Annotated in this window: 20 protein-coding genes; 11 read left to right on the top strand and 9 right to left on the bottom strand. The window is 75.0% G+C overall.

Features of this window, described 5'->3' with window-relative positions; genetic code table 11:
- Positions 1-65 precede the first annotated feature (65 nt).
- Together O7600_RS05335 and O7600_RS05330 are read right to left on the bottom strand one after the other, a co-directional pair.
- Positions 66-929: an NAD(P)H-hydrate dehydratase gene (locus O7600_RS05335; protein WP_281592569.1), complete on the bottom strand. Its 864-nt coding sequence runs from the start codon at positions 927-929 to the stop codon at positions 66-68.
- Positions 913-1,644, bottom strand: coding sequence for a histidine phosphatase family protein (locus tag O7600_RS05330; protein WP_281592568.1), 732 nt, complete (start codon positions 1,642-1,644; stop codon positions 913-915). The genes O7600_RS05335 and O7600_RS05330 overlap by 17 nt, the downstream gene beginning before the upstream one ends.
- Positions 1,645-1,768: 124 nt before the next feature.
- On the opposite strand from O7600_RS05330, the gene O7600_RS05325 reads away from it, so the two are divergent.
- The 3 genes from O7600_RS05325 to O7600_RS05315 all read left to right on the top strand — a co-directional run bounded on the left by O7600_RS05325 (position 1,769) and on the right by O7600_RS05315 (position 3,479).
- Positions 1,769-1,999 carry a hypothetical protein gene (locus O7600_RS05325; protein ID WP_091577528.1) on the top strand — a complete coding sequence of 77 codons (231 nt, stop codon included), beginning with the start codon at positions 1,769-1,771 and terminating at the stop codon, positions 1,997-1,999.
- A 131-nt stretch (positions 2,000-2,130) separates the two neighbouring features.
- On the top strand, positions 2,131-2,460 hold the full coding sequence (locus O7600_RS05320; protein ID WP_099160745.1) for a hypothetical protein: 330 nt from the start codon (positions 2,131-2,133) through the stop codon (positions 2,458-2,460).
- A gap of 35 nt (positions 2,461-2,495) precedes the next feature.
- The gene (locus O7600_RS05315; protein ID WP_281592567.1) at positions 2,496-3,479 is read left to right on the top strand and encodes a DNA primase small subunit domain-containing protein; all 984 of its coding nucleotides are present in this window, start codon (positions 2,496-2,498) and stop codon (positions 3,477-3,479) included.
- Positions 3,480-3,483: 4 nt separating this feature from the next.
- On the opposite strand, the gene O7600_RS05310 is transcribed toward O7600_RS05315, so the two are convergent.
- A complete protein-coding gene (locus O7600_RS05310; protein ID WP_091577530.1) occupies positions 3,484-3,990 on the bottom strand; it encodes an Lrp/AsnC family transcriptional regulator in 507 nt (168 codons plus the stop codon).
- 72 nt (positions 3,991-4,062) lie between these two features.
- Between O7600_RS05310 and pdhA the strand changes: the two genes are divergently transcribed.
- The 4 genes from pdhA (at position 4,063) to O7600_RS05290 (ending at position 9,412) form a co-directional block, all read left to right on the top strand.
- Entirely contained in the window at positions 4,063-5,268 is a 1,206-nt protein-coding gene (gene pdhA / locus O7600_RS05305) for a pyruvate dehydrogenase (acetyl-transferring) E1 component subunit alpha (protein WP_281594073.1), read from the top strand.
- Positions 5,268-6,272, top strand: coding sequence for an alpha-ketoacid dehydrogenase subunit beta (locus tag O7600_RS05300; protein ID WP_281592566.1), 1,005 nt, complete (start codon positions 5,268-5,270; stop codon positions 6,270-6,272). The genes pdhA and O7600_RS05300 overlap by 1 nt, the downstream gene beginning before the upstream one ends.
- A 53-nt stretch (positions 6,273-6,325) precedes the next feature.
- Entirely contained in the window at positions 6,326-7,774 is a 1,449-nt protein-coding gene (locus O7600_RS05295) for a dihydrolipoamide acetyltransferase family protein (RefSeq protein WP_281594072.1), read from the top strand.
- 366 nt (positions 7,775-8,140) lie between these two features.
- Positions 8,141-9,412, top strand: a complete 1,272-nt coding sequence (locus tag O7600_RS05290; protein ID WP_281592565.1) for an Ig-like domain-containing protein — start codon at positions 8,141-8,143, stop codon at positions 9,410-9,412.
- Between the two features lie 60 nt (positions 9,413-9,472).
- Here O7600_RS05290 and O7600_RS05285 read toward each other — a convergent pair whose 3' ends face one another.
- Positions 9,473-10,498 carry an SMP-30/gluconolactonase/LRE family protein gene (locus tag O7600_RS05285; RefSeq protein ID WP_281592564.1) on the bottom strand — a complete coding sequence of 342 codons (1,026 nt, stop codon included), beginning with the start codon at positions 10,496-10,498 and terminating at the stop codon, positions 9,473-9,475.
- A gap of 285 nt (positions 10,499-10,783) precedes the next feature.
- On the opposite strand from O7600_RS05285, the gene O7600_RS05280 reads away from it, so the two are divergent.
- Positions 10,784-11,140: an STAS domain-containing protein gene (locus tag O7600_RS05280; RefSeq protein ID WP_281592563.1), complete on the top strand. Its 357-nt coding sequence runs from the start codon at positions 10,784-10,786 to the stop codon at positions 11,138-11,140.
- Between the two features lie 91 nt (positions 11,141-11,231).
- On the opposite strand, the gene O7600_RS05275 is transcribed toward O7600_RS05280, so the two are convergent.
- Positions 11,232-11,600, bottom strand: coding sequence for an FKBP-type peptidyl-prolyl cis-trans isomerase (locus tag O7600_RS05275; RefSeq protein WP_091574174.1), 369 nt, complete (start codon positions 11,598-11,600; stop codon positions 11,232-11,234).
- A gap of 161 nt (positions 11,601-11,761) precedes the next feature.
- Positions 11,762-12,319, bottom strand: a complete 558-nt coding sequence (locus tag O7600_RS05270) for a DoxX family membrane protein (RefSeq protein ID WP_281592562.1) — start codon at positions 12,317-12,319, stop codon at positions 11,762-11,764.
- 216 nt (positions 12,320-12,535) lie between these two features.
- Here O7600_RS05270 and O7600_RS05265 point away from each other — a divergent pair, with 216 nt between their 5' ends.
- A complete protein-coding gene (locus O7600_RS05265) occupies positions 12,536-13,234 on the top strand; it encodes a CBS domain-containing protein (RefSeq protein ID WP_098746209.1) in 699 nt (232 codons plus the stop codon).
- Between the two features lie 119 nt (positions 13,235-13,353).
- Here the strand turns inward: O7600_RS05265 and O7600_RS05260 are convergent, their stop codons facing one another.
- Positions 13,354-13,827 (bottom strand): universal stress protein, encoded by a 474-nt coding sequence (locus O7600_RS05260; protein ID WP_281592561.1) that lies wholly within the window; start codon positions 13,825-13,827, stop codon positions 13,354-13,356.
- A gap of 108 nt (positions 13,828-13,935) precedes the next feature.
- Positions 13,936-14,652 (bottom strand): helical backbone metal receptor, encoded by a 717-nt coding sequence (locus O7600_RS05255; protein ID WP_281592560.1) that lies wholly within the window; start codon positions 14,650-14,652, stop codon positions 13,936-13,938.
- Positions 14,653-14,739: 87 nt separating this feature from the next.
- Here O7600_RS05255 and O7600_RS05250 point away from each other — a divergent pair, with 87 nt between their 5' ends.
- Complete coding sequence (locus tag O7600_RS05250; protein WP_281592559.1) at positions 14,740-15,396, top strand: nitroreductase family protein; 657 nt, start codon at positions 14,740-14,742, stop codon at positions 15,394-15,396.
- A gap of 4 nt (positions 15,397-15,400) precedes the next feature.
- On the opposite strand, the gene O7600_RS05245 is transcribed toward O7600_RS05250, so the two are convergent.
- Entirely contained in the window at positions 15,401-16,480 is a 1,080-nt protein-coding gene (locus O7600_RS05245; protein ID WP_281592558.1) for a DICT sensory domain-containing protein, read from the bottom strand.
- A 137-nt stretch (positions 16,481-16,617) separates the two neighbouring features.
- Here O7600_RS05245 and O7600_RS05240 point away from each other — a divergent pair, with 137 nt between their 5' ends.
- On the top strand, positions 16,618-17,484 hold the full coding sequence (locus tag O7600_RS05240; protein ID WP_281592557.1) for a DUF2726 domain-containing protein: 867 nt from the start codon (positions 16,618-16,620) through the stop codon (positions 17,482-17,484).
- Positions 17,485-17,552 lie beyond the last annotated feature (68 nt).

Raw genomic sequence — 17,552 nt, 5'->3', positions numbered from 1 at the left:
TACCTCCTAGGGTCGACTGATGTCGGCCCCCCTACCCCCGACCGGATCGGCACAAACCGTGCGTATTACACCGTCGCCAGCGTGTACGGGATCTCGTCGAGCAGCTCGCGGGCGAGGAAACCGATCCGGCCGTAGCGGGGGACCAGCCGCTGCCCGCTCACCGCGTGCGCGAACGCGGCCCAGCAGGCGGCCTGCGCCGGGTCGGCGCCCCGGGAGAGCAGCCCGGCCAGCAGCCCGGCGCGCACGTCGCCGCTGCCGGAGGTGCCCAGCCCGGCGTCCCCGCTCTCCTCCCGCCAGGCCCGGCCGTCCGGGGTGGCGATGTGGCCGTAGAGCGAGACCACCGCGTCGTAGCGGCCGGCCAGCTCGATCGCCTCGGCGTCCAGGTCGTCGCCGGGGTCGCGGTCGAGCAGGTGGCGGGCCTCGGTGAGGTTGGGGGTCAGCACCACCTTGCGGCCCGAGCCGACCAACAGGTCCGGCTCGTGGCTGAGCGCGCCGAGCGCGTACGCGTCGAGCACCAGCGCGGTCTCCGGCCCGGCCGCGCCGAGGACCAGGCGCAGCAGCTCCGTGGTGGTGTCGATGTCGTTCAACCCGGGGCCGACCGTCACCACGTCCGCGTCGGCGACCAGGCCGCCCAGCAGGTCGCCGGGATCGCCCCGGACCGCGCCGTCGCGGTTCTCCGGCAGGCCGACCACCAACGCCTCGGGCACCTGGATGCTGAGCGCGGCGGCGGTGGACTCGGCGGCGGCGAGTTGCAGCACGCCGGCGCCGGCGCGCAGCGCGGCCACGCCGGCCAACAGCACCGCCCCGGGCGTGAACCGGGAGCCGCCGACGACCAGCACCGTGCCCCGGGCCTCCTTGCCGCCGGTCGGTACGGGCAGCGCCCAGTCCCGCAGCAGCGCGGGGGTGATCACGTCAGACCGGCTCGGCATGGACCTCGTCCTCCCTGGTGGGTTGCGCCCCCTGCCGGTGCAGGTGGGTTACGTCGTTGAACAGCTCCGGCGCGAGGCGGCCGGACTCGTCGGCGCGCCAGCCGGTGACCGAGCAGTTGGCGATCACGTGCTCACGGGTGAGCGCCATCAACTCCTCCTCGGTGAGCCCCTCCACCAGGTAACGCAGCAGGAACACCAACGCGTCGTGGCCGAACAGCAGCACCCGGCCGCCCTCGTGGTCGCGACGCAGGTCCCCGAGCAGGGCCCGCAGCCGCAGCGCCACGTCGGTCCACGACTCGCCGCCCGGCGGGCGGTAGTAGAACTTGCCGAGCCGGGCGCGCCGCTGCGCCTCCTCGGGATGGCGTCGGCGCACGCCGTGGCCGGTCAATCCGTCGAGGATGCCCAGCTCCCGGTCGCGCAGCCGCTCGTCGCGGCTCATCGGCACGCTGGTCCCGGCCAGGGCCAGCTCGGCGGTGCACACCGCCCGCAGGTACGGCGACACCACCGCCACGTCCGGCCGGTGCTCCTCGGGCAGGCCGGCCAACCAGCGCCCGGTCGCCCGGGCCTGCTCCTCGCCGGTCGGCGACAGCGGCACGTCCGCGTCGCGGTGGGTGAGGTCGATCAGTTCGGCGCCGGACGTCTCGGCCGCGGTGGCCGCCACGTTCGCCGTGCTCTCGCCGTGCCGGACGATCCAGAGCGATGCCAACTCCGCCATGCGGCCTCCGGTACCCGGGGTCCGGGACGGGTAACCGTGCCGGTCGCCACCGTGCGTGAAGGTGGCGGGAAGGGGTAAGCGGCCGGTTCCGGAAGTCGACACAGGGAGGTGTGCCGTGGCGACCATGGTCCGTGAGCCGATGAGCCCGGTGAAGGACAAGAACTACGACCTGATCCACGCGCTGCAGATGTCACTCCAGCACATCTGGCAACTGGAGACGTACATCGCGGACGCGGAGGACCGGGGCGACTCCGAGCTCGCCACCTGGTTCCGCAAGATCCAGGAGAACAACCGCAAGGCCGGCGACCAGGGCAAGAAGCTGCTGGCCGAGCGCCTGCAGCGGGAGAACGGCTGACCGTCGTCCCGATCGGCCGGGTGGGTGCGCCCACCCGGCCGACGCGTGCCCGGGCGAGGGACAGCGCCGTCCGCATCGATCCGGCAGGATGTCCGGCAGGCCGGGGCGGTCCCGGTCGCCGGGGGGCGGGCATGTCGACGGTGGTCCGGGGTCTGCGCGAGGCGCTGGTGCTCTTCGTGATCGCAGCGGTGGTGATCGCGGTCGCGGTCGGCATCTGGGTCGCGGTCGCCGGTGGTGACTTCGTGCACCGGCTCGGTGCGTCGTTCATCCTGGCCGGCCTCCTGATCGGGGTGACCGGCGACCTGACGCTGAGCCGGATCGGCATGCTGGACGCGCGGTCCGCGTTCGGCCTGCCGCCCGAGCGGGACGACGGCGGCGGCGGGCGGGTCCTGACCGGGGTCGGCGTCTTCCTCTTCGTCTCGGTGCCGCTGATCGTGGTCGGGGCGCTGCTGATCACCTGACGAGATGCCCGCGTGCGGCCGGTCCACGTCGTACGGTGTGGGGCGTGGCGACCACGGCGGCCGAGGAACTCCGGGTGGGGGAGCGGCTGGTCCGCGTCTCCAGCCCCGACAAGCCCTACTTCCCCGAGCGCGGGCTGACCAAGCTGGACGTCGTGCGCTACTTCCTGGCCGTCGGTGACGGCATCCTGCGCGCGCTGCGGGACCGGCCGACCATGCTGGAACGCTGGCCGCGCGGGGTGTTCGAGGGCGCGAAGGTGGCCACCCGGCAGACCAACAAGGGCGACGCGTTCTACCAGAAGCGGCTGCCGGCGGGCGCGCCCGACTGGGTGCGCACCGCGCACATCACGTTCCCCAGCGGCCGGACCGCCGACGAGGTGGCGCCGAGCGAGCTGGCCGTGGTGATCTGGGCGGCCAACCTGGGCACGCTGCGGTTCCATCCCTGGCCGGTGTCGAAGGCCGACGTGGAGCGCCCCGACCAGCTGCGCATCGACCTCGACCCGATGCCCGGGGTGGACTTCGCCCAGGTGGTGCCGGTGGCCCACGAGGTGCGGGCGTTCCTCGCCGAACTGGGCATGGCGGGCTTCCCGAAGACCACCGGCGGTCGTGGCATCCACGTCTACCTGTCGATCGAGCCGCGCTGGAGCTTCGGGGAGTGCCGGCGGGCGGTGCTGGCGCTCGGCCGGGAGATGCAGCGCCGGCTGCCCGACCTGGTCACCACCACCTGGTGGCGGGACCAACGCGACCGGCCGGTCTTCGTCGACTACAACCAGATGGCCCGCGACCACACCATGACCTCGGCGTACTCGATCCGGCCGACACCGCGGGCGCTGGTCTCGGCGCCGCTGGACTGGGCCGAGCTGGACGACGCCCGCCCGGAGGACTTCGACGTGGTGAGCATGCCCGCGCGGTTCGCCGGGCGCGGCGACCCGCACGCCGGCCTGGACACCCGGCGGTACTCCCTGGAGCCCCTGCTGGAGCTGGCCGACCGCGAGGGCCTGGAGTCCCCGCCGGAGCGTTGAACGCTCAGGCCCAGGGGCTCAGGGTCCCGTCGAACTCCTCGAAGACCAGCCAGGTGCGGGTGGAGAGCACCCCGGCGATGCTCTGCACCCGGTCCAGCACCACGTCGCGCAGCGTGGCGTTGTCCGGCGCGCGGACCAGGGCCAGCACGTCGTGCTCACCGCTGAGCAGTGCCGCGTGCTCGATGTAGCGCACCTGGGCCAGCTCGGCGGAGACCTCCCGCCAGGTGTTCTGCTCGATGGTCAGCGCGATGTAGGCCGACGTGCCCAGGCCGGCCGGCTCCGGGGCCACCCGGGCGGTGAAACCGGTGAGCACGCCGTCGCGCAGCAGCCGCTCCACCCGGGCGTACGCGTTGGTGCGCGAGACGTGCACCCGTTCGGCGAGCGTCCGGATGGACAGCCGGGCGTCGGCGACCAGCTCCCGCAGAATCCGCCGGTCGACCTCGTCGAGCGGCCCGACCGAACGTCCCGTTCCGCCCGCCCCGCCCGGTGTGGTGCCGGTCTCCTGGCTCACCCCGCCCGCCTCCCCGTGCCATTCGTCCCGCGTTCATCCCGGATGTTGAGTCAATCATCCCTGAGCAGGAGCATAGGGCCACCACACGTCCAGGAGGTCCCCGCCGTGACGACCACACCCCAGGCGGTCCGCAGGGCATCCCCGCGCACCCGCCGGCCGGCCACCCCGGCCGCTCCCGACCCGACGGCCGGCCTGCTGCCGCAGTCCGAGCCGGTCCGGCTGCTGAACCCGGACGGCACTGCGCTGCCGCCCCGCGACGACTACCCCGAGCCGCCGGTCGAGACGCTGCGCGAGATGTACCGCCGCATGGTCGTCGGCCGTCGCTTCGACACCCAGGCCACCGCGCTGACCAAGCAGGGCCGGCTCGCCGTCTACCCGTCCGCCCGGGGCCAGGAGGCCTGCCAGGTCGGCGGCGTGCTGGCGCTGCGCGACACCGACTGGGTCTTCCCGACCTACCGGGAGTCGATGGCGCTGACCGCCCGCGGCCTCGACCCGGTCGAGGTGCTCACCCTGCTGCGCGGCGACTGGCACTGCGGATACGACCCCGCCGTCACCCGCACCGCGCCCCAGTGCACCCCCCTCGCCACCCAGTCCGTGCACGCCGCCGGCCTCGCCTACGGCGAGTCCTACCAGGGGCGGGACACCGTCGCGCTGACGTTCATCGGCGACGGCGCCACCAGCGAGGGCGACTTCCACGAGGGCGTCAACTTCGCCGCCGTGTTCAAGGCCCCGGTGGTCTACCTGGTGCAGAACAACAAGTACGCGATCAGCGTGCCGCTGTCCCGGCAGACCGCCGCGCCGGCCCTGGCCTACAAGGGCGTCGGCTACGGCGTGCCCAGCGAGCAGGTCGACGGCAACGATCCGGTGGCCGTCCTCGCGGTGCTGAACCGCGCCGTCGCGCACGCCCGCGCCGGCAAGGGCCCGTACCTGATCGAGGCGCACACCTACCGGATGGAGCCGCACACCAACGCCGACGACCAGACCCGCTACCGGGACGCCGAGGAGGTCGAGGCGTGGCGCGACCGCGACCCGATCGCCCGCCTGGAGGCCTACCTGCGGGCCCGCGGCGTGCTGGACGACGCGGCCGTCGCGGCCGTCGCCCAGGAGGCCGAGGAGTACGCCGCCGCGCTGCGCCGCCGGATGGACTCCCAGCCCACCGTCGACCCGCTGAGCCTGTTCGACCACGTCTACGCCGAGCCGACGCCGCAGCTGGTCGAGCAGCGCGAGCTGGTCCGGGCCGAGCTGGAAGCGGCCCGCGACGAGGAGGGGGACGCCTGATGGCCACCATGACCATGGCGAAGGCGCTCAACGCCGCGCTCGCCGACGCGATGCTCGACGACGAGCGGGTGGTCGTCTTCGGCGAGGACGTCGGCCAGCTCGGCGGCGTCTTCCGGATCACCGACGGGTTGCAGGCCCGCTTCGGCGACAAGCGCTGCTTCGACACCCCGCTCGCCGAGGCCGGCATCGTCGGCTTCGCCGTCGGCCTGGCCATGTCCGGGCTGCGGCCGGTGGTCGAGATGCAGTTCGACGCGTTCGCGTACCCGGCGTTCGAGCAGATCGCCTCGCACGTGGCGAAGCTGCGCAACCGCACCCGCGGCGCGCTCAGCGTGCCGATCGTGATCCGGGTGCCCTACGCCGGCGGCATCGGCGGCGTCGAGCACCACTGCGACTCCTCCGAGGCCTACTACGCGCACACCCCGGGGCTGAAGGTGGTCACCCCGGCCACCGTCGAGGACGCGTACTCCCTGCTGCGCGCCGCTGTCGACGACCCCGACCCGGTCGTGTTCCTGGAGCCGAAGAAGCTCTACTTCGGAAGCGGCGAGGCGGAGCTGCCGGCGCGCACCGCGCCGATCGGCACCGCCGTCGTGCGCCGCCCCGGCACCGACGCCACCCTCGTCGCGTACGGGCCGGCGGTGCCGGTGGCGCTGGCCGCGGCCGAGGCGGCCCGGGAGGAGGGCTGGGACCTGGAGGTGGTCGACGTGCGCAGCATCGTGCCGTTCGACGACGCCACCGTCACCGCCTCGGTACGCCGCACCGGACGGTGCGTGGTGATCCAGGAGGCGCAGGGCTTCGCCGGCGTCGGCGCGGAGATCGCCGCCCGGGTGCAGGAGCGCTGCTTCCACGCGCTGCACGCCCCGGTGCTGCGGGTCTCCGGGCTGGACATCCCCTACCCGGCGCCGATGCTGGAGCACACCCACCTGCCCTCGGTCGACCGGGTTCTGGACACCGTCGCCCGGCTGCAGTGGGACGACCAGCCCGACACCCGGTGGGTGGCGGCATGAGCGAACGCACCGAGCGAAGCGAGGGCCGTGAGGCCATGCCCGGCCGGCACGGCATGAGCGAACGCAGCGCTGTCGGTACACGCGACTTCCTTCTGCCCGACCTGGGGGAAGGGCTGAGCGAGGCGGAGATCGTCGAGTGGCGGGTCGCCGTCGGTGACGTGGTGACCGTGGACCAGAGCGTGGTCGAGGTGGAGACCGCCAAGGCCGTCGTCGACGTGCCCTGCCCGTACCCCGGCCGGGTCGTGGCCCTGCACGGCGCGGCGGGCGAGGTCCGCCCGGTCGGCCAGCCGCTGATCACCATCGCGCCGCTCGACGGCGCGGACGCCCCGGACCCGCACGCCACCTACCGCGAGGAGGAACGGGCCGGCTCCGGCAACGTCCTCATCGGGTACGGCACCGGCCACGGCGGCCCGGGTCGACGGCGGCGCCGACCCCGCCTCGCGGCGGCGCCCGAGCCCGCCTCGACGGCCCCCGCGGCCGTCCCCGCCGTCCCGGCCGGTCCTCCGGCCCCGACGGGTCGCGCGGTCCCGGGTGACTCGTCGACGCCGACCGGATCACTCGCGGCCGCGGATCGGGACGCCGAACCGGCGCGGGCCGGTGGACCGGCGGCGGCGCCGCTGGTCATCTCGCCGATCGTGCGGCGGCTGGCGAAGGAGCACGGGATCGACCTGGCGTCGGTGCGCGGCACCGGCCCGGGCGGCGTGATCCGCCGGGTCGACGTGGAGGCGGCCCGGACCGCACCGGCCGCCCGGCTGGCGGCCGTGCCGGACGCCCCGGACGCGCACGTCGGGCTCGCCCCGACCGGCGACGGCGACGTGGTCGTCCCGCTCACCGGCATCCGCAAGGTGATCGCGGACAAGCTCTCCCGCAGCCGGCGGGAGATCCCCGAGGTGACCATCTGGGTCGACGTGGACGCCACCGGGCTGCTGGAGACCCGGGCCGCGATCAACGCCGCCTCCCCGGACGCGCCGGTGAGCATCCTGGCCCTGCTGGCCCGGATCTGCCTCAGCGGTCTTCGGCGGTATCCGCAGCTCAACGCGCGGGTCGACACCGAGGGGCAGCGGATCGTCCAGTCCGCCGGTGTGCACCTGGGCATCGCGGCGCAGACCGACCGTGGGCTGGTGGTGCCGGTGCTGCGCGACGCCCAGCGGTTGACCACCCGGGAGCTGGCCGCCGCGCTCGCGGAGACCACCGCGTCGGCCCGGGCCGGCACGCTGCCGCCGGCGCGGCTGAGCGGCGGCACGTTCACGCTCAACAACTACGGCATCTTCGGGGTGGACGGCTCCACGCCGATCATCAACCATCCGGAGGCGGCGCTGCTCGGCGTCGGCCGGATCGTGGACAAGCCCTGGGTGGTGGACGGGCAACTCGCCGTCCGCAAGGTGACGCAGCTCAGCCTCACCTTCGACCACCGCGTCTGCGACGGCGGGGTGGCCGGCGGCTTCCTGCGCCACGTGGCCGACTGCGTCGAGCAGCCGGCCCTGCTGGTGGCGAACGTCTGACCCGTCCGCCCCACCTCCCTCCGGCCGTTCCACCGACCCCACGGCCCCGGCCCGTACCGCGGGCCGGGGCCACGGTTGTCTCGGCCCTCGCTGCGGCGTCGACCAAGGAGTTTGCGTCGCGAGACGGCTCCGTGCCCGACCCGAACTCCTTGATCAACCTTTGGGGCGAGGCCGGGCATCGTCGGGCGAAGGGGTAGGAGGGGGCGGGGCGCGTGAAACGGGACGAGAGCGGGCGACAAATCCCTGTCCGGTAGCCGTCGGCGCATTTCGCCGCAGCCGTTTCCGAGCAATTCCGCCGAAGGTGCCACAGCGTGACGCCAGGCCTACAGAATGTGGGCGAGGGGATGCGGAAATGGGGGGCGAAATATGTTTGTGAGGCGACGACTGACGCTTTTCGCGATGACTGTCGCAGTCGCGCCACTGGCGGTCGGCGCGTGCACCGCCGGCCCGAAGTCGGTGGCCCGCAAGGCCGAGGCGGCCCCGCCGTCGGTGACCGTGACACCGGTCGACCGGGCCCGGGACGTGCCGATCAGCGCGGAGGTGGGCACGAAGGTCAGCAACGGCAGGGTGACCGCCGTGAAGCTCACCGACGACAAGGGCCGTCCGGTGCCGGCGCAACCGCGCGAGGACGGCTCCGGCTGGGTGCCGGACCGCCCGTTGGCGAATTCCCGGGCGTACACGGCCGAGGTGACCGTGACCGGCGATTCCGGAAAGACCACCACGCGGAAGACGACGTTCACGACGATGGCCAAATCCACCAAACCGGCCGTCACCAGCGAATTGTATTTCCGGGACAACCAGACGTACGGGACGGCGATGCCGGTGGTGCTCGGTTTCGACCCGCCGATCCCGGAGCAGGCGCGGGCGGACGTGCAGCATCGGCTGTTCGTCAAGACCGACCCGCCGCAGCCGGGCACCTGGTCCTGGATGGCCGACGGCAAGCAGGCCGAGTACCGGGCGCCCGACCGGTGGAAGCCGGGCACGAAGATCAGCGTGCGCAGCGCGCTGGAGGGGCTGCCCATCGGCAAGGAGGCGGTGGGCGACGCGGACCGGGTGGCGTCGGCCAAGGTGGGGCGGCAGGTGTCGCTCGACATCGACAACACCACCAAGCAGATGGCCGTCTACCAGGACGGCAAGCTGCTCAAGAAGATCCCGGTCAGTCTCGGCAAGCCGAGCACGCCGAGTTCCAGCGGCACCATGGTGATCATGGAGAAGCACGAGCACACCACGTTCGACACCCGGGGTGAGCCGGACGGCGGCTACGTGGTCGACGTGGACGACGCCCAGCGACTGACCTGGGGCGGCGAGTTCATCCACTCGGCGCCGTGGTCGGAGGGCGAGCAGGGCTTCAACAACACCTCGCACGGCTGCACCAACGTCTCGGCCACCGCCGCCGACTGGCTGATGGGCATCACCCAGGTCGGCGACCTGGTGACCGTCAAGGGCACCGAGGTGCAGCTCCAGCAGGGCAACGGCTTCACCGCCTGGAACGTCGGGTGGAACGAGTTCGCCAAGGGCAGCGCGCTGCCCGTACCGGCGGGCCTGAAGCCCACGCAGAGTCCGACGCCGCACCCGGGCGCGGTGGCCGGCGGGTCGTCGCCCGCCCCGGCCCCGAGCCGGAGCAACAGCGGCGGCTGAACCGGGGGAGGAACGGCCACGGGGCCGGCGTCGCGTCCGCGACGCCGGCCCCGCGCCATCTCAGTCCAGGTCGACGCGGGCCACGCCGGTCGCGGTCAGGCTGCCCAGCCAGAGCTGCCGGCCGTGCTGCCGCACGCCGGTGACCATCGGGTACGCCCCGCTCGGGCCGTGCAGCGTGCGCAGCACTCGGCCCGCGTCGTCGACCAGCGCGACCAGCCCGTAGCGGCGGGGCTGCGGCTGCACCGCGCCCGGCAGCAGGGCGACGATCTGCCGCACCCGGGGATGGGGCAGCAGCCGCTCCATGATCGGCAGGCGTGGGCTGGGCAGCGCGATCCAGTACGTCCCGTCGCCGACCGCGGAGACGTTGTCCGGGTAGGCCGGCAGGTCGGCCAGCACGGTCGCCCGCCCGCCCGGCAGCTCGACCCGCAGCAGCCGGTGGGTGGCGGTCTCGACCAGCATCAGCGCCGACTCGTCCGGGGTGAGCGCCAGCCCGTTGGGGAAGTAGAGCCCGTCCACCACCACGTCGGTGCGCCCGCTGCGCCGGTCGTAGGCCAGCACCCGGCCGTTGGGCCGGTGCTCCAGCAGGTCGCGTTTCCACTGGGACAGCGGGAACCGGTCGGAGCTGTCGGTGAAGTAGACGGTGCCGTCCCGGGCGACCGCCGCGTTGTCGGCCAGGTGCACCGGCGGCCCGCTGCCGGTCAGCTCGTGCACCGCGCCGGCCGGGTCGACCCGCAGCAGCCCCCGGTAGGCGTCGCAGACCAGCAACCCGCCGTCGATCGGGTCCAGCTCGATGCCGAGCGGCCGGCCGCCGGTCTCGGCGAGCAGCGTGGGCCGGGTGCCGGCCGGGGCGTCCGCCGGCCACCACCAGAGCCGGCCGTCCTCGTCGCCGCTGATCGCCCGGCCCTCGGCGTCGATGACCACGTCCTCCGGCCCGTGCCCGCCGGCGGGCAGCGGCAGCAGGTCGGCGCGATCGAGCCGGGTGTCGCCGGGGGCCCACGGCCCGTCCAGCGGCGGCGGCACGGTGGCCGGCTCACGGACCGGCCGGATCAGCAGGGGCGCACGCGGGCGGGGCACAGACACGGCCATCGGCTCATTGTGGCCCGGTCGACGCGTCGACGGCAGCCCTGGCCGGCGTGTCCCCGGGGCGGACCGGTCCGGGGGGTCCGGCTGCACGTGCTCCGTGGGCCGCCGTCGGCGCCGGCAGGGTGGGCTGCGGCCTCGCGCGGGGTCGGTCCGGAGGGGCCCCGTGCGCGGCGCCGGCGAGCGGCTGCGGGATGACCCTGAGCGGCCTCGGGGTCGGCACCCGGGCGCTACCCGGAACCCCCGCGCGGGCGTGGCGGAACTGTCGGTGGGCGCCGGTAGGTTTGCCGCATGGCAGACAGCGGCGACCGCTTCCACGTGGCGACGGAGGTGCACGACCAGGTGGTCGTGCTGCGCCCGGTCGGCGAGATCGACATCGCCACCGTGACGGCGTTCCGGGCCGCGCTCTGGGCGGCGCCGGCGCGGCCGGTGCTGCGGATCGATCTGTCCGGCGTCCGGCTGCTCTCCGCGGCCGGGGTGCGCGCGCTGGTCGCCGCGCACCTGCGGGTGCGGGCGCGCGGCGGCGAGCTGGTGCTGGTCGACCCCGACCCGGTGGTCTCCCGGGTGCTGCGGGTGACCGGGCTGCACCGGGTGCTCCCGGTGCGCGACTCGACCCGCCCGCCGGAGCTGCTCGCCTGCGCGGCCTGACCGCCGCCGACACGCCTGACCGTCGCCGACACGCCGCCGACATGCCGCCGGGCCGCCGGCGCGATGCCGACGGCCCGGGGGACGGGAGCGCTCAGCGCACGCCGAGCAGGTCCACCACGAAGACGAGCGTCTCGTTCGGCTTGATGACGCCGCCGGCGCCGCGGGCGCCGTAGCCCAGGTGCGGCGGGATGGTGAGCCGGCGCCGGCCGCCCACCTTCATGCCGATCACGCCCTGGTCCCAGCCGGCGATGACCTGGCCGCCGCCGAGCGGGAACTCGAACGTCTCGCCCCGGTTCCACGAGGCGTCGAACTCGCGGCCGGTCGAGTGCGCCACGCCCACGTAGTGCACGCTGGCCAGCTGGCCCGGGCGGGCCTCCGGGCCGTCGCCGACCGTGATGTCCTCGATGACGAGATCGGCGGGCGGCGCGCCCTCGATCGGGCCAACCTCGGGCTTGTCCATGAGCGGGTCTCCTCGGTGCTGACGGTGTGGTCACCGTCGATCCTGCCCGATCGCGACCGGCCGATACGCGCCGGTCCCCGCCGGGGCGCGGCGGGGGCGTACGACCGGGCGGGCGCCGCCTGTCGGCGACGCCCGCCCGGGGCGACCTGCTCTCGATGACCTCACTTCAGCCAGGGGAGGCGCTGGACCAGGGGGAGCTTCGCCCAGGCGCGGCCGAGGCCGAGGGTGTTGCCGGCGCCGACCAGAGCCAGACCGGCGAGCAGGCCCGCGTAGATGAGGTGGTCGTCCATGAAGGGGTTGTTCTCGGGAGGCAGCACCGCCGTCCACATCAGGACCAGGAGCAGCCCGCCGGTGACGGCGGCGATCCGGGTGCCGATGCCGAGCAGCAGGGCCACGCCGATGCCGAGCAGGCCGAGCATGAACAGCCAGTCCGCCCAGGCCGCGCCGGCGATGTCGTGGTAGATGTCCGCGAACGGGCCGGCCACCGCGTTGCCCAGGAAGCCCTTGGTCGGGCTGCCGCCGTTGATCCAGGCGTTCTTCGCCGGGGTCTCGTGTCCCAGGCCGAACATCTTGTCGAGGAAGGCCCAGAGGAACGTCCAGCCCAGGGCGAGCCGGAGCCCGGCCCAGACGTACCGGGTGGCCTTCTGGCGGGGGGTCTCGACCGCCGGAGCGATGGTGGCGGCGGGGGTCCGCTCGATTGTCGCGGTCATGGTCTCCACGTCCCTTCTGTGCCTCGCACCGCGTTCCCGGTGGCACCTTCATTCCACTCCCCGGCGGTGGCCGGCAGCAGGGCCGACGGTGCCCCCGTGACCGGGTCCTTGGTCCCGTCCCGACCCGGTCCGGAGGGCCCCCGGCGGACCGGTCCGCCGCCTCTGCCCGGGTGCCGGGGCGGCGGCCTAGCGTCGCTGGTGCAGGCCCGGCACGAGGAGGTCGTGATGAGGACGTGGCAGGTGGCCGACGTGATGACCAGGGACGTCGCGACGGTGGGCGAGGACACCCCGTACCGCGACGTCGTCGACGTGCTGGTCCGGGAACGGGTCAGCGGGGTTCCGGTGGTGGACTCGTTCCACCGCGTGCTCGGGGTGGTCTCCGAGGCGGACCTGCTGCACAAGGTGGAGCGGTCCGGCCACCCGGACGAGCGGCGGGTTTTCGAGGGACGACGCCGGCGTACCGCCCGGGAGAAGGCGGGCGCGCTGGTGGCCCGCGACCTGATGACCGCGCCGGCGGTCACCACGCACGAGCGGGCGTCGCTGGCCGCGACGGCCCGGCTGATGGACCGCGAGGCGGTCAAGCGGCTGCCCGTCCTCGACGACCTGGGCCGGCTGGCCGGCATCGTGACCCGGGGCGACCTGCTCCGGGTGCACCTGCGCACCGACGCGGAGATCCGCGAGGACGTGGTGCACGAGGTGCTGCGTCGGGTGCTCTCCGTGCGCGACGGCCTGGTGACGGTCCAGGTCCGCGGCGGGGAGGTCACCATGGACGGACGGCTGGACCGGCGCAGCGCCGTCGACCTCGCCGGCCGCCTGGCGGGCCAGGTCGCCGGCGTGGTCGCGGTGCACAACGCCGTCGGGTACGACGTGGACGACACCACGCTGATGGAGTTGGACCCGGTGCACGCCACCCCGATCGCCTGACCGTCCCCGTTCCGGGCCCCCGCCGACGCCGGCGGGGCCCGGAACGTGTCGGACGTCCGGCCCCCCCGCGACCGGCGACGGCCACCCCGTGTCCGGGGCGGCCGTCGCCGTGCCGACGGTCAGCCGCGCAGCGCCGGCTCGGTGGAGACCCGGGCCGCCGGGACCGGCACCGGGACCACGACCACCGGGCAGCTCGCCTTGCGGACGCACTCCTCACTGACCGAGCCGAGCACGGTGTGCCGCAGCCGGTTGTGCCCGTGGCTGCCCAGCACCAGCAGGTCGGCCGTGCGGGCGGCGGCGGTCAGCACGTCCGCCGGCCGGCCCTCGGCCACCTCCCCGGCGACCGGGTGGCCAGCGCCCTGCCGCCGGCCGAGGTCCGCGATCGCCCGGTCGAGCAGCTCCTCCGCGTGTCGCCGCTCGTCGGCCGGGTTCGTCGCGGTGGTCGGCCCCGCCTCGATGCCGTCCCACCGCCAGGCGACCACCGCCTGCACCGTGCCGCCGCGCGCCGCCGCCTCGTCGGCGGCCCAGTCCAGGGCGCGCCGGCCGCCGTCCGACCCGTCGACGCCCACCACGATCAGTCGGTTCTGGTCCATGGCCCACTCCCTTCGTCCTGCCCGCAGTGCACACCCGCGGCGGCGACCCCAGACAGGCGCGAAGGACCCGATCGGGCGGGCCGTCCGCCCCGTTCCGCCGGCGACGGGTCAGACCGGGGCGGCGAGCTGGGCGGCGAGCAGCGCCGGCGCCTCGGCGAGCGAGGGGCCGTACCAGGTGAGGTGCCGGCCCGAGACCAGCACCGAGGGCACCCCGGGGAACGCCTCCGGTCCGTCGTCGGCGGTGAACCGGTACGGCTCGTCGGGCAGCACCACCAGCTCCGGCGCGCGGGCGCGCAGCACGTCCAACGCCGGTCGGGGATAACGCTCCGGATCCCCGGCCCAGCCGTTGACCACACCGAGCCGGCGCAGCACGTCCCCGGCGAACGTGTCCCGGCCCAGCACCACCCACGGCCGCCGCCACACCGGCACCACCGCGGTGCGGACCCGCGCCGGCGCGGGCGGGGCGGCCCAGGCCCGGCGGGCGGCCCGCAACCACGGCGGCTCGTCCGGCGCGCCGAGCGCGGCGACCAGCTCGCCGAGCTGGTCGAGGGCCTCCGGCACGGTACGCGGGAAGGTGACCCGCACCGGCACCCCGGCCGCGCGCAGCGCCTCCGCGTCGGCCAGCCGGTTCTCCTCCTCGTTGAGCAGCACCAGGTCGGGCGCGAGCGCCAGGACCCGGTCCAGGTCGGGATACTTCGTCCCGCCGACCCGGGTCACGTCCAGCCCGTCCGGGTGGGTGCACCAGTCGGTCGCGCCGACCAGCACCTCCGGGCGGGTCGCCGCGACCGCCTCGGTCAGCGAGGGAACCAGTGACACCACGCGCACGGTCGTCCTCCTCGTACCGCCCATCCTGGCGCATCGACGGCCGCCGGTCGGGTGGCCGGCGCCGGCGGACCGGTCGACAATGAGCGGATGTCTCACCGCCCCGCCGCCCTGCCGGCCCCCGACTACGGCGTCCCACCGGCCGAGGCGCTGCCCCGGGCCCGTGAGTTCGCCGACCAGCTGGTCCGCCGACGCACCGTACGCGACTTCAGCGACCGACCGATCCCACCCGGGGTGCTGGCCGAGGCGTTGCGGGCCGCCGCGTCGGCGCCGAGCGGGGCGAACCGGCAGCCGTGGCGGTTCGTGGTGCTGACCGATCCGGCGCTGAAGCGACGCCTGCGGACCGCCGCGGAGGCCGAGGAGCGCGTCTTCTACGAGCGGCGTGCGCCGGAGGAGTGGCTGGCCGCCTTGGCCCCGCTCGGCACCGACGCCAGCAAGCCGTTCCTGGAGACCGCGCCGGCGGTGATCGTGGTGTTCGAGGTGCACCGCGGGCCCGGTTCGCCCCGGCCCTACTACGTCAAGGAGTCGGTGGGGATCGCCGTCGGGTTCCTGCTCGCCGCGCTGCACCGCGCCGGGCTGGCCACGCTCACCCACACGCCGAGCCCGATGCGCTTCCTCAACGAGCTGCTCGACCGGCCGGCCGAGGAGCGGGGCAACCTGATCATCCCGGTCGGCTATCCCGCGCCCGACGCGACCGTGCCGGACATCGACCGGAAGCCGCCGACCGAGGTGGTCCTCTGGCGCTGACCGGTCAGCGCACGGCGGGCGCCGGCTCGGGTTCCAGGCCCGCCACCGGCACGCCCTGCCGCACCGCCCACTCCACCGCGGCCCGCAGGTCCGCCGTGGGCAGCGGCCGCCGGGTGGTCACCGCCACGGCCGCGTGCACGGTGTACGCGAGGAACGGGTACGACCGGGCCAGCTCACCGATGGCCTCGTGCAGCCGCGCCACCACGGCCAGCGCCTCCGGCTCGCCGAGCGCCGGCAGGACGAGCTGGAACTCGTTGTCGGCGACGCGAACCGCCCGGTCGACCGGGCGCAGCACACCGGTGACCGCGGCCAGGACGGCCTGACCCTCCCGGGCGACGCTGCGCCGGCCGAAGCGTTCCGGCGCGCCGGCCGGCTCGTCCACCCGCAGGCCGACCAGCGCCACCGGCAGCGTGCCGGAGGCGGTCACCCCGTCCGCGTCGGTCCATCGGCGCAGGCCCGGCACGTCGAGCATGCCGTCGGTCGGCTCGACCGCGCGTACGCCCCGGTCGCCGCGCCGGGCCAGCAGCCGCAGCGCCGCCTCGGCCCGGGACTCGCCCGGCCCGGCCGGGATCTCCCGTACCCGGGCCACCGCCTCGTCCAGCGCGGACCGGGCCGCGGCGGGCAGCCGCTCGGCGAGCCGCTCCCGCAGCCGGATCACCTCGTGCAGCGCCTCGTCCCGGCGGAACCCCCAGCGTCCGTCGAAGAGCCGGCCGGACTCCAGCGTCGGCGCCGGCCCGACCTCGCCCCGGTCGTACGCGACGAGCGTGGCGCCGAAGCGCGGGGTCAGCGCCACCACGCTCCACTCCCGGGCCAGGTCCTCGGTCTCGTCCAACGCCACCCCGTACGCCCGGTCGGGCAGGTCGGGCGGGGGGCCGCCGACCATGCCGACCACGGTGGCCGCGGCCCGGCCGGCGATGCGCCGGTAGACCTCGCGCTCCCGGTCGAAGTACGGCAGTCGCTGGAAGAGCGCGAGCACCACCAGCGGGCCGTCCTCGGCCTCGGCCAGCGCGGCGCGTTCGATGGCGTGGGATACGGCGACGAGACTGCGTTTGGTGAATCGCTCCGGGGTCCGTCCGCTGTGCACCCGCCGAGCCTAGAGGGCAGGACCGGGTGGCGCACCGGCCGGCGGGTGCCCGGATTCGCCCGCACCGCCGAGGCGGTCAGCATGATCGACGCCCTACACTCGGGCGTCGAGGCGAGCGACGGACGGATTGTGGCGAGATGACGAGCACCGGCAGCGTGGCCGTGTCCTGGTTGCGGCCGGTCCCGCCGGGTGTGCCGTCCCGGTTCACCCGGGCCGGCCAGGTCGGCTACCCCGACCGGCGCCTCGGCGAGCTGGTGCAGGGCCGCCCGCCGGGGGTCACCGGCAGTCAGTGGAGCACCGCCGGCCGCGCCGGCCTCGACCTGGTGGTGTGCGCGGCCGACACCGGACTTCCGCGCTTCGCGGTCAGGTTCACCACGCCGGCGGCCGACGGATCGCCGGCCCGCCGCGCGGAACGGCTGACCGACGCGGTCTGCGCCGCCGTCGGAATGCCGCTGGTGCGGGTCGAGTCGCCGACGCTCGGCGGTGCGGACCAGGCACGCCGGTTCGCCGAGTACGTCGTCGACGCCCGGGCCTACGCCGCCGGGACCGACCCGGACGACGGGGACACGATCGGGTTCCGGGACATCGAGGGCCGGCTCCCGGACGGCCGGCGGGGCCTGGTCAACGACCTCGGCGCGTTGGCCCGGGTCGACGCGGTCGAGGCGTACGTGGCGGGCCGGCTGGCCGACCCGATCGTGCGCGGCCTGCACGTGCGGTGGACCGACGGCCCGGCGGAGGGTTGGGGCTGGGTCGAGGTGCGGCCCGGCCGGTGCCTCGTCGAGCGGGTCCGGCTGACGTCCCGGGGGTTCGCGTGCGGGGTGGAGCCGGGACGGCTCGCCGAGGACTTGGCCGTGGCGGCGCTGGGGGAGCGGCTGCGTGACCTCGACGCGGCGGCGCCGTCCCTGGTGGACCGGGACGACCTGCGCGGGCAGGTGCGACGCCTCGCCGAGCGGCGGGACTCGTTCGACGGTGGCTTCGCGTTCGACCACCTCTGGGTCGACTGAACCGGGCCGTCGCGGCCCGCCGATTTTTTCGATCTCCGGTTGAACCTTCGCCGTCGGCGCTCCGTACC

It is taken from the genome of Micromonospora sp. WMMA1998, assembly GCF_027497375.1.
GTDB classification, from domain to species: Bacteria; Actinomycetota; Actinomycetes; order Mycobacteriales; family Micromonosporaceae; genus Micromonospora; species Micromonospora sediminicola.
The sequence above is the reverse complement of the archived record's forward strand: the minus strand, read 5'-3'. Positions and strand labels throughout refer to the sequence as shown.

Excerpts from the sequence above, each read along its gene's own strand:
- O7600_RS05285 (WP_281592564.1), bottom strand. The coding sequence starts at position 10,498 with ATGGCCGTGTCTGTGCCCCGCCCGCGTGCGCCCCTGCTGATCCGGCCG.
- O7600_RS05240 (WP_281592557.1), top strand. The coding sequence starts at position 16,618 with ATGACGAGCACCGGCAGCGTGGCCGTGTCCTGGTTGCGGCCGGTCCCG.
- O7600_RS05320 (WP_099160745.1), top strand. The coding sequence starts at position 2,131 with ATGTCGACGGTGGTCCGGGGTCTGCGCGAGGCGCTGGTGCTCTTCGTG.
- O7600_RS05280 (WP_281592563.1), top strand. The coding sequence starts at position 10,784 with ATGGCAGACAGCGGCGACCGCTTCCACGTGGCGACGGAGGTGCACGAC.
- O7600_RS05275 (WP_091574174.1), bottom strand. The coding sequence starts at position 11,600 with ATGGACAAGCCCGAGGTTGGCCCGATCGAGGGCGCGCCGCCCGCCGAT.
- O7600_RS05330 (WP_281592568.1), bottom strand. The coding sequence starts at position 1,644 with ATGGCGGAGTTGGCATCGCTCTGGATCGTCCGGCACGGCGAGAGCACG.
- O7600_RS05265 (WP_098746209.1), top strand. The coding sequence starts at position 12,536 with ATGAGGACGTGGCAGGTGGCCGACGTGATGACCAGGGACGTCGCGACG.
- O7600_RS05290 (WP_281592565.1), top strand. The coding sequence starts at position 8,141 with ATGTTTGTGAGGCGACGACTGACGCTTTTCGCGATGACTGTCGCAGTC.
- O7600_RS05335 (WP_281592569.1), bottom strand. The coding sequence starts at position 929 with ATGCCGAGCCGGTCTGACGTGATCACCCCCGCGCTGCTGCGGGACTGG.
- O7600_RS05325 (WP_091577528.1), top strand. The coding sequence starts at position 1,769 with ATGGTCCGTGAGCCGATGAGCCCGGTGAAGGACAAGAACTACGACCTG.
- O7600_RS05300 (WP_281592566.1), top strand. The coding sequence starts at position 5,268 with ATGGCCACCATGACCATGGCGAAGGCGCTCAACGCCGCGCTCGCCGAC.
- O7600_RS05295 (WP_281594072.1), top strand. The coding sequence starts at position 6,326 with ATGAGCGAACGCAGCGCTGTCGGTACACGCGACTTCCTTCTGCCCGAC.
- O7600_RS05250 (WP_281592559.1), top strand. The coding sequence starts at position 14,740 with ATGTCTCACCGCCCCGCCGCCCTGCCGGCCCCCGACTACGGCGTCCCA.
- O7600_RS05260 (WP_281592561.1), bottom strand. The coding sequence starts at position 13,827 with ATGGACCAGAACCGACTGATCGTGGTGGGCGTCGACGGGTCGGACGGC.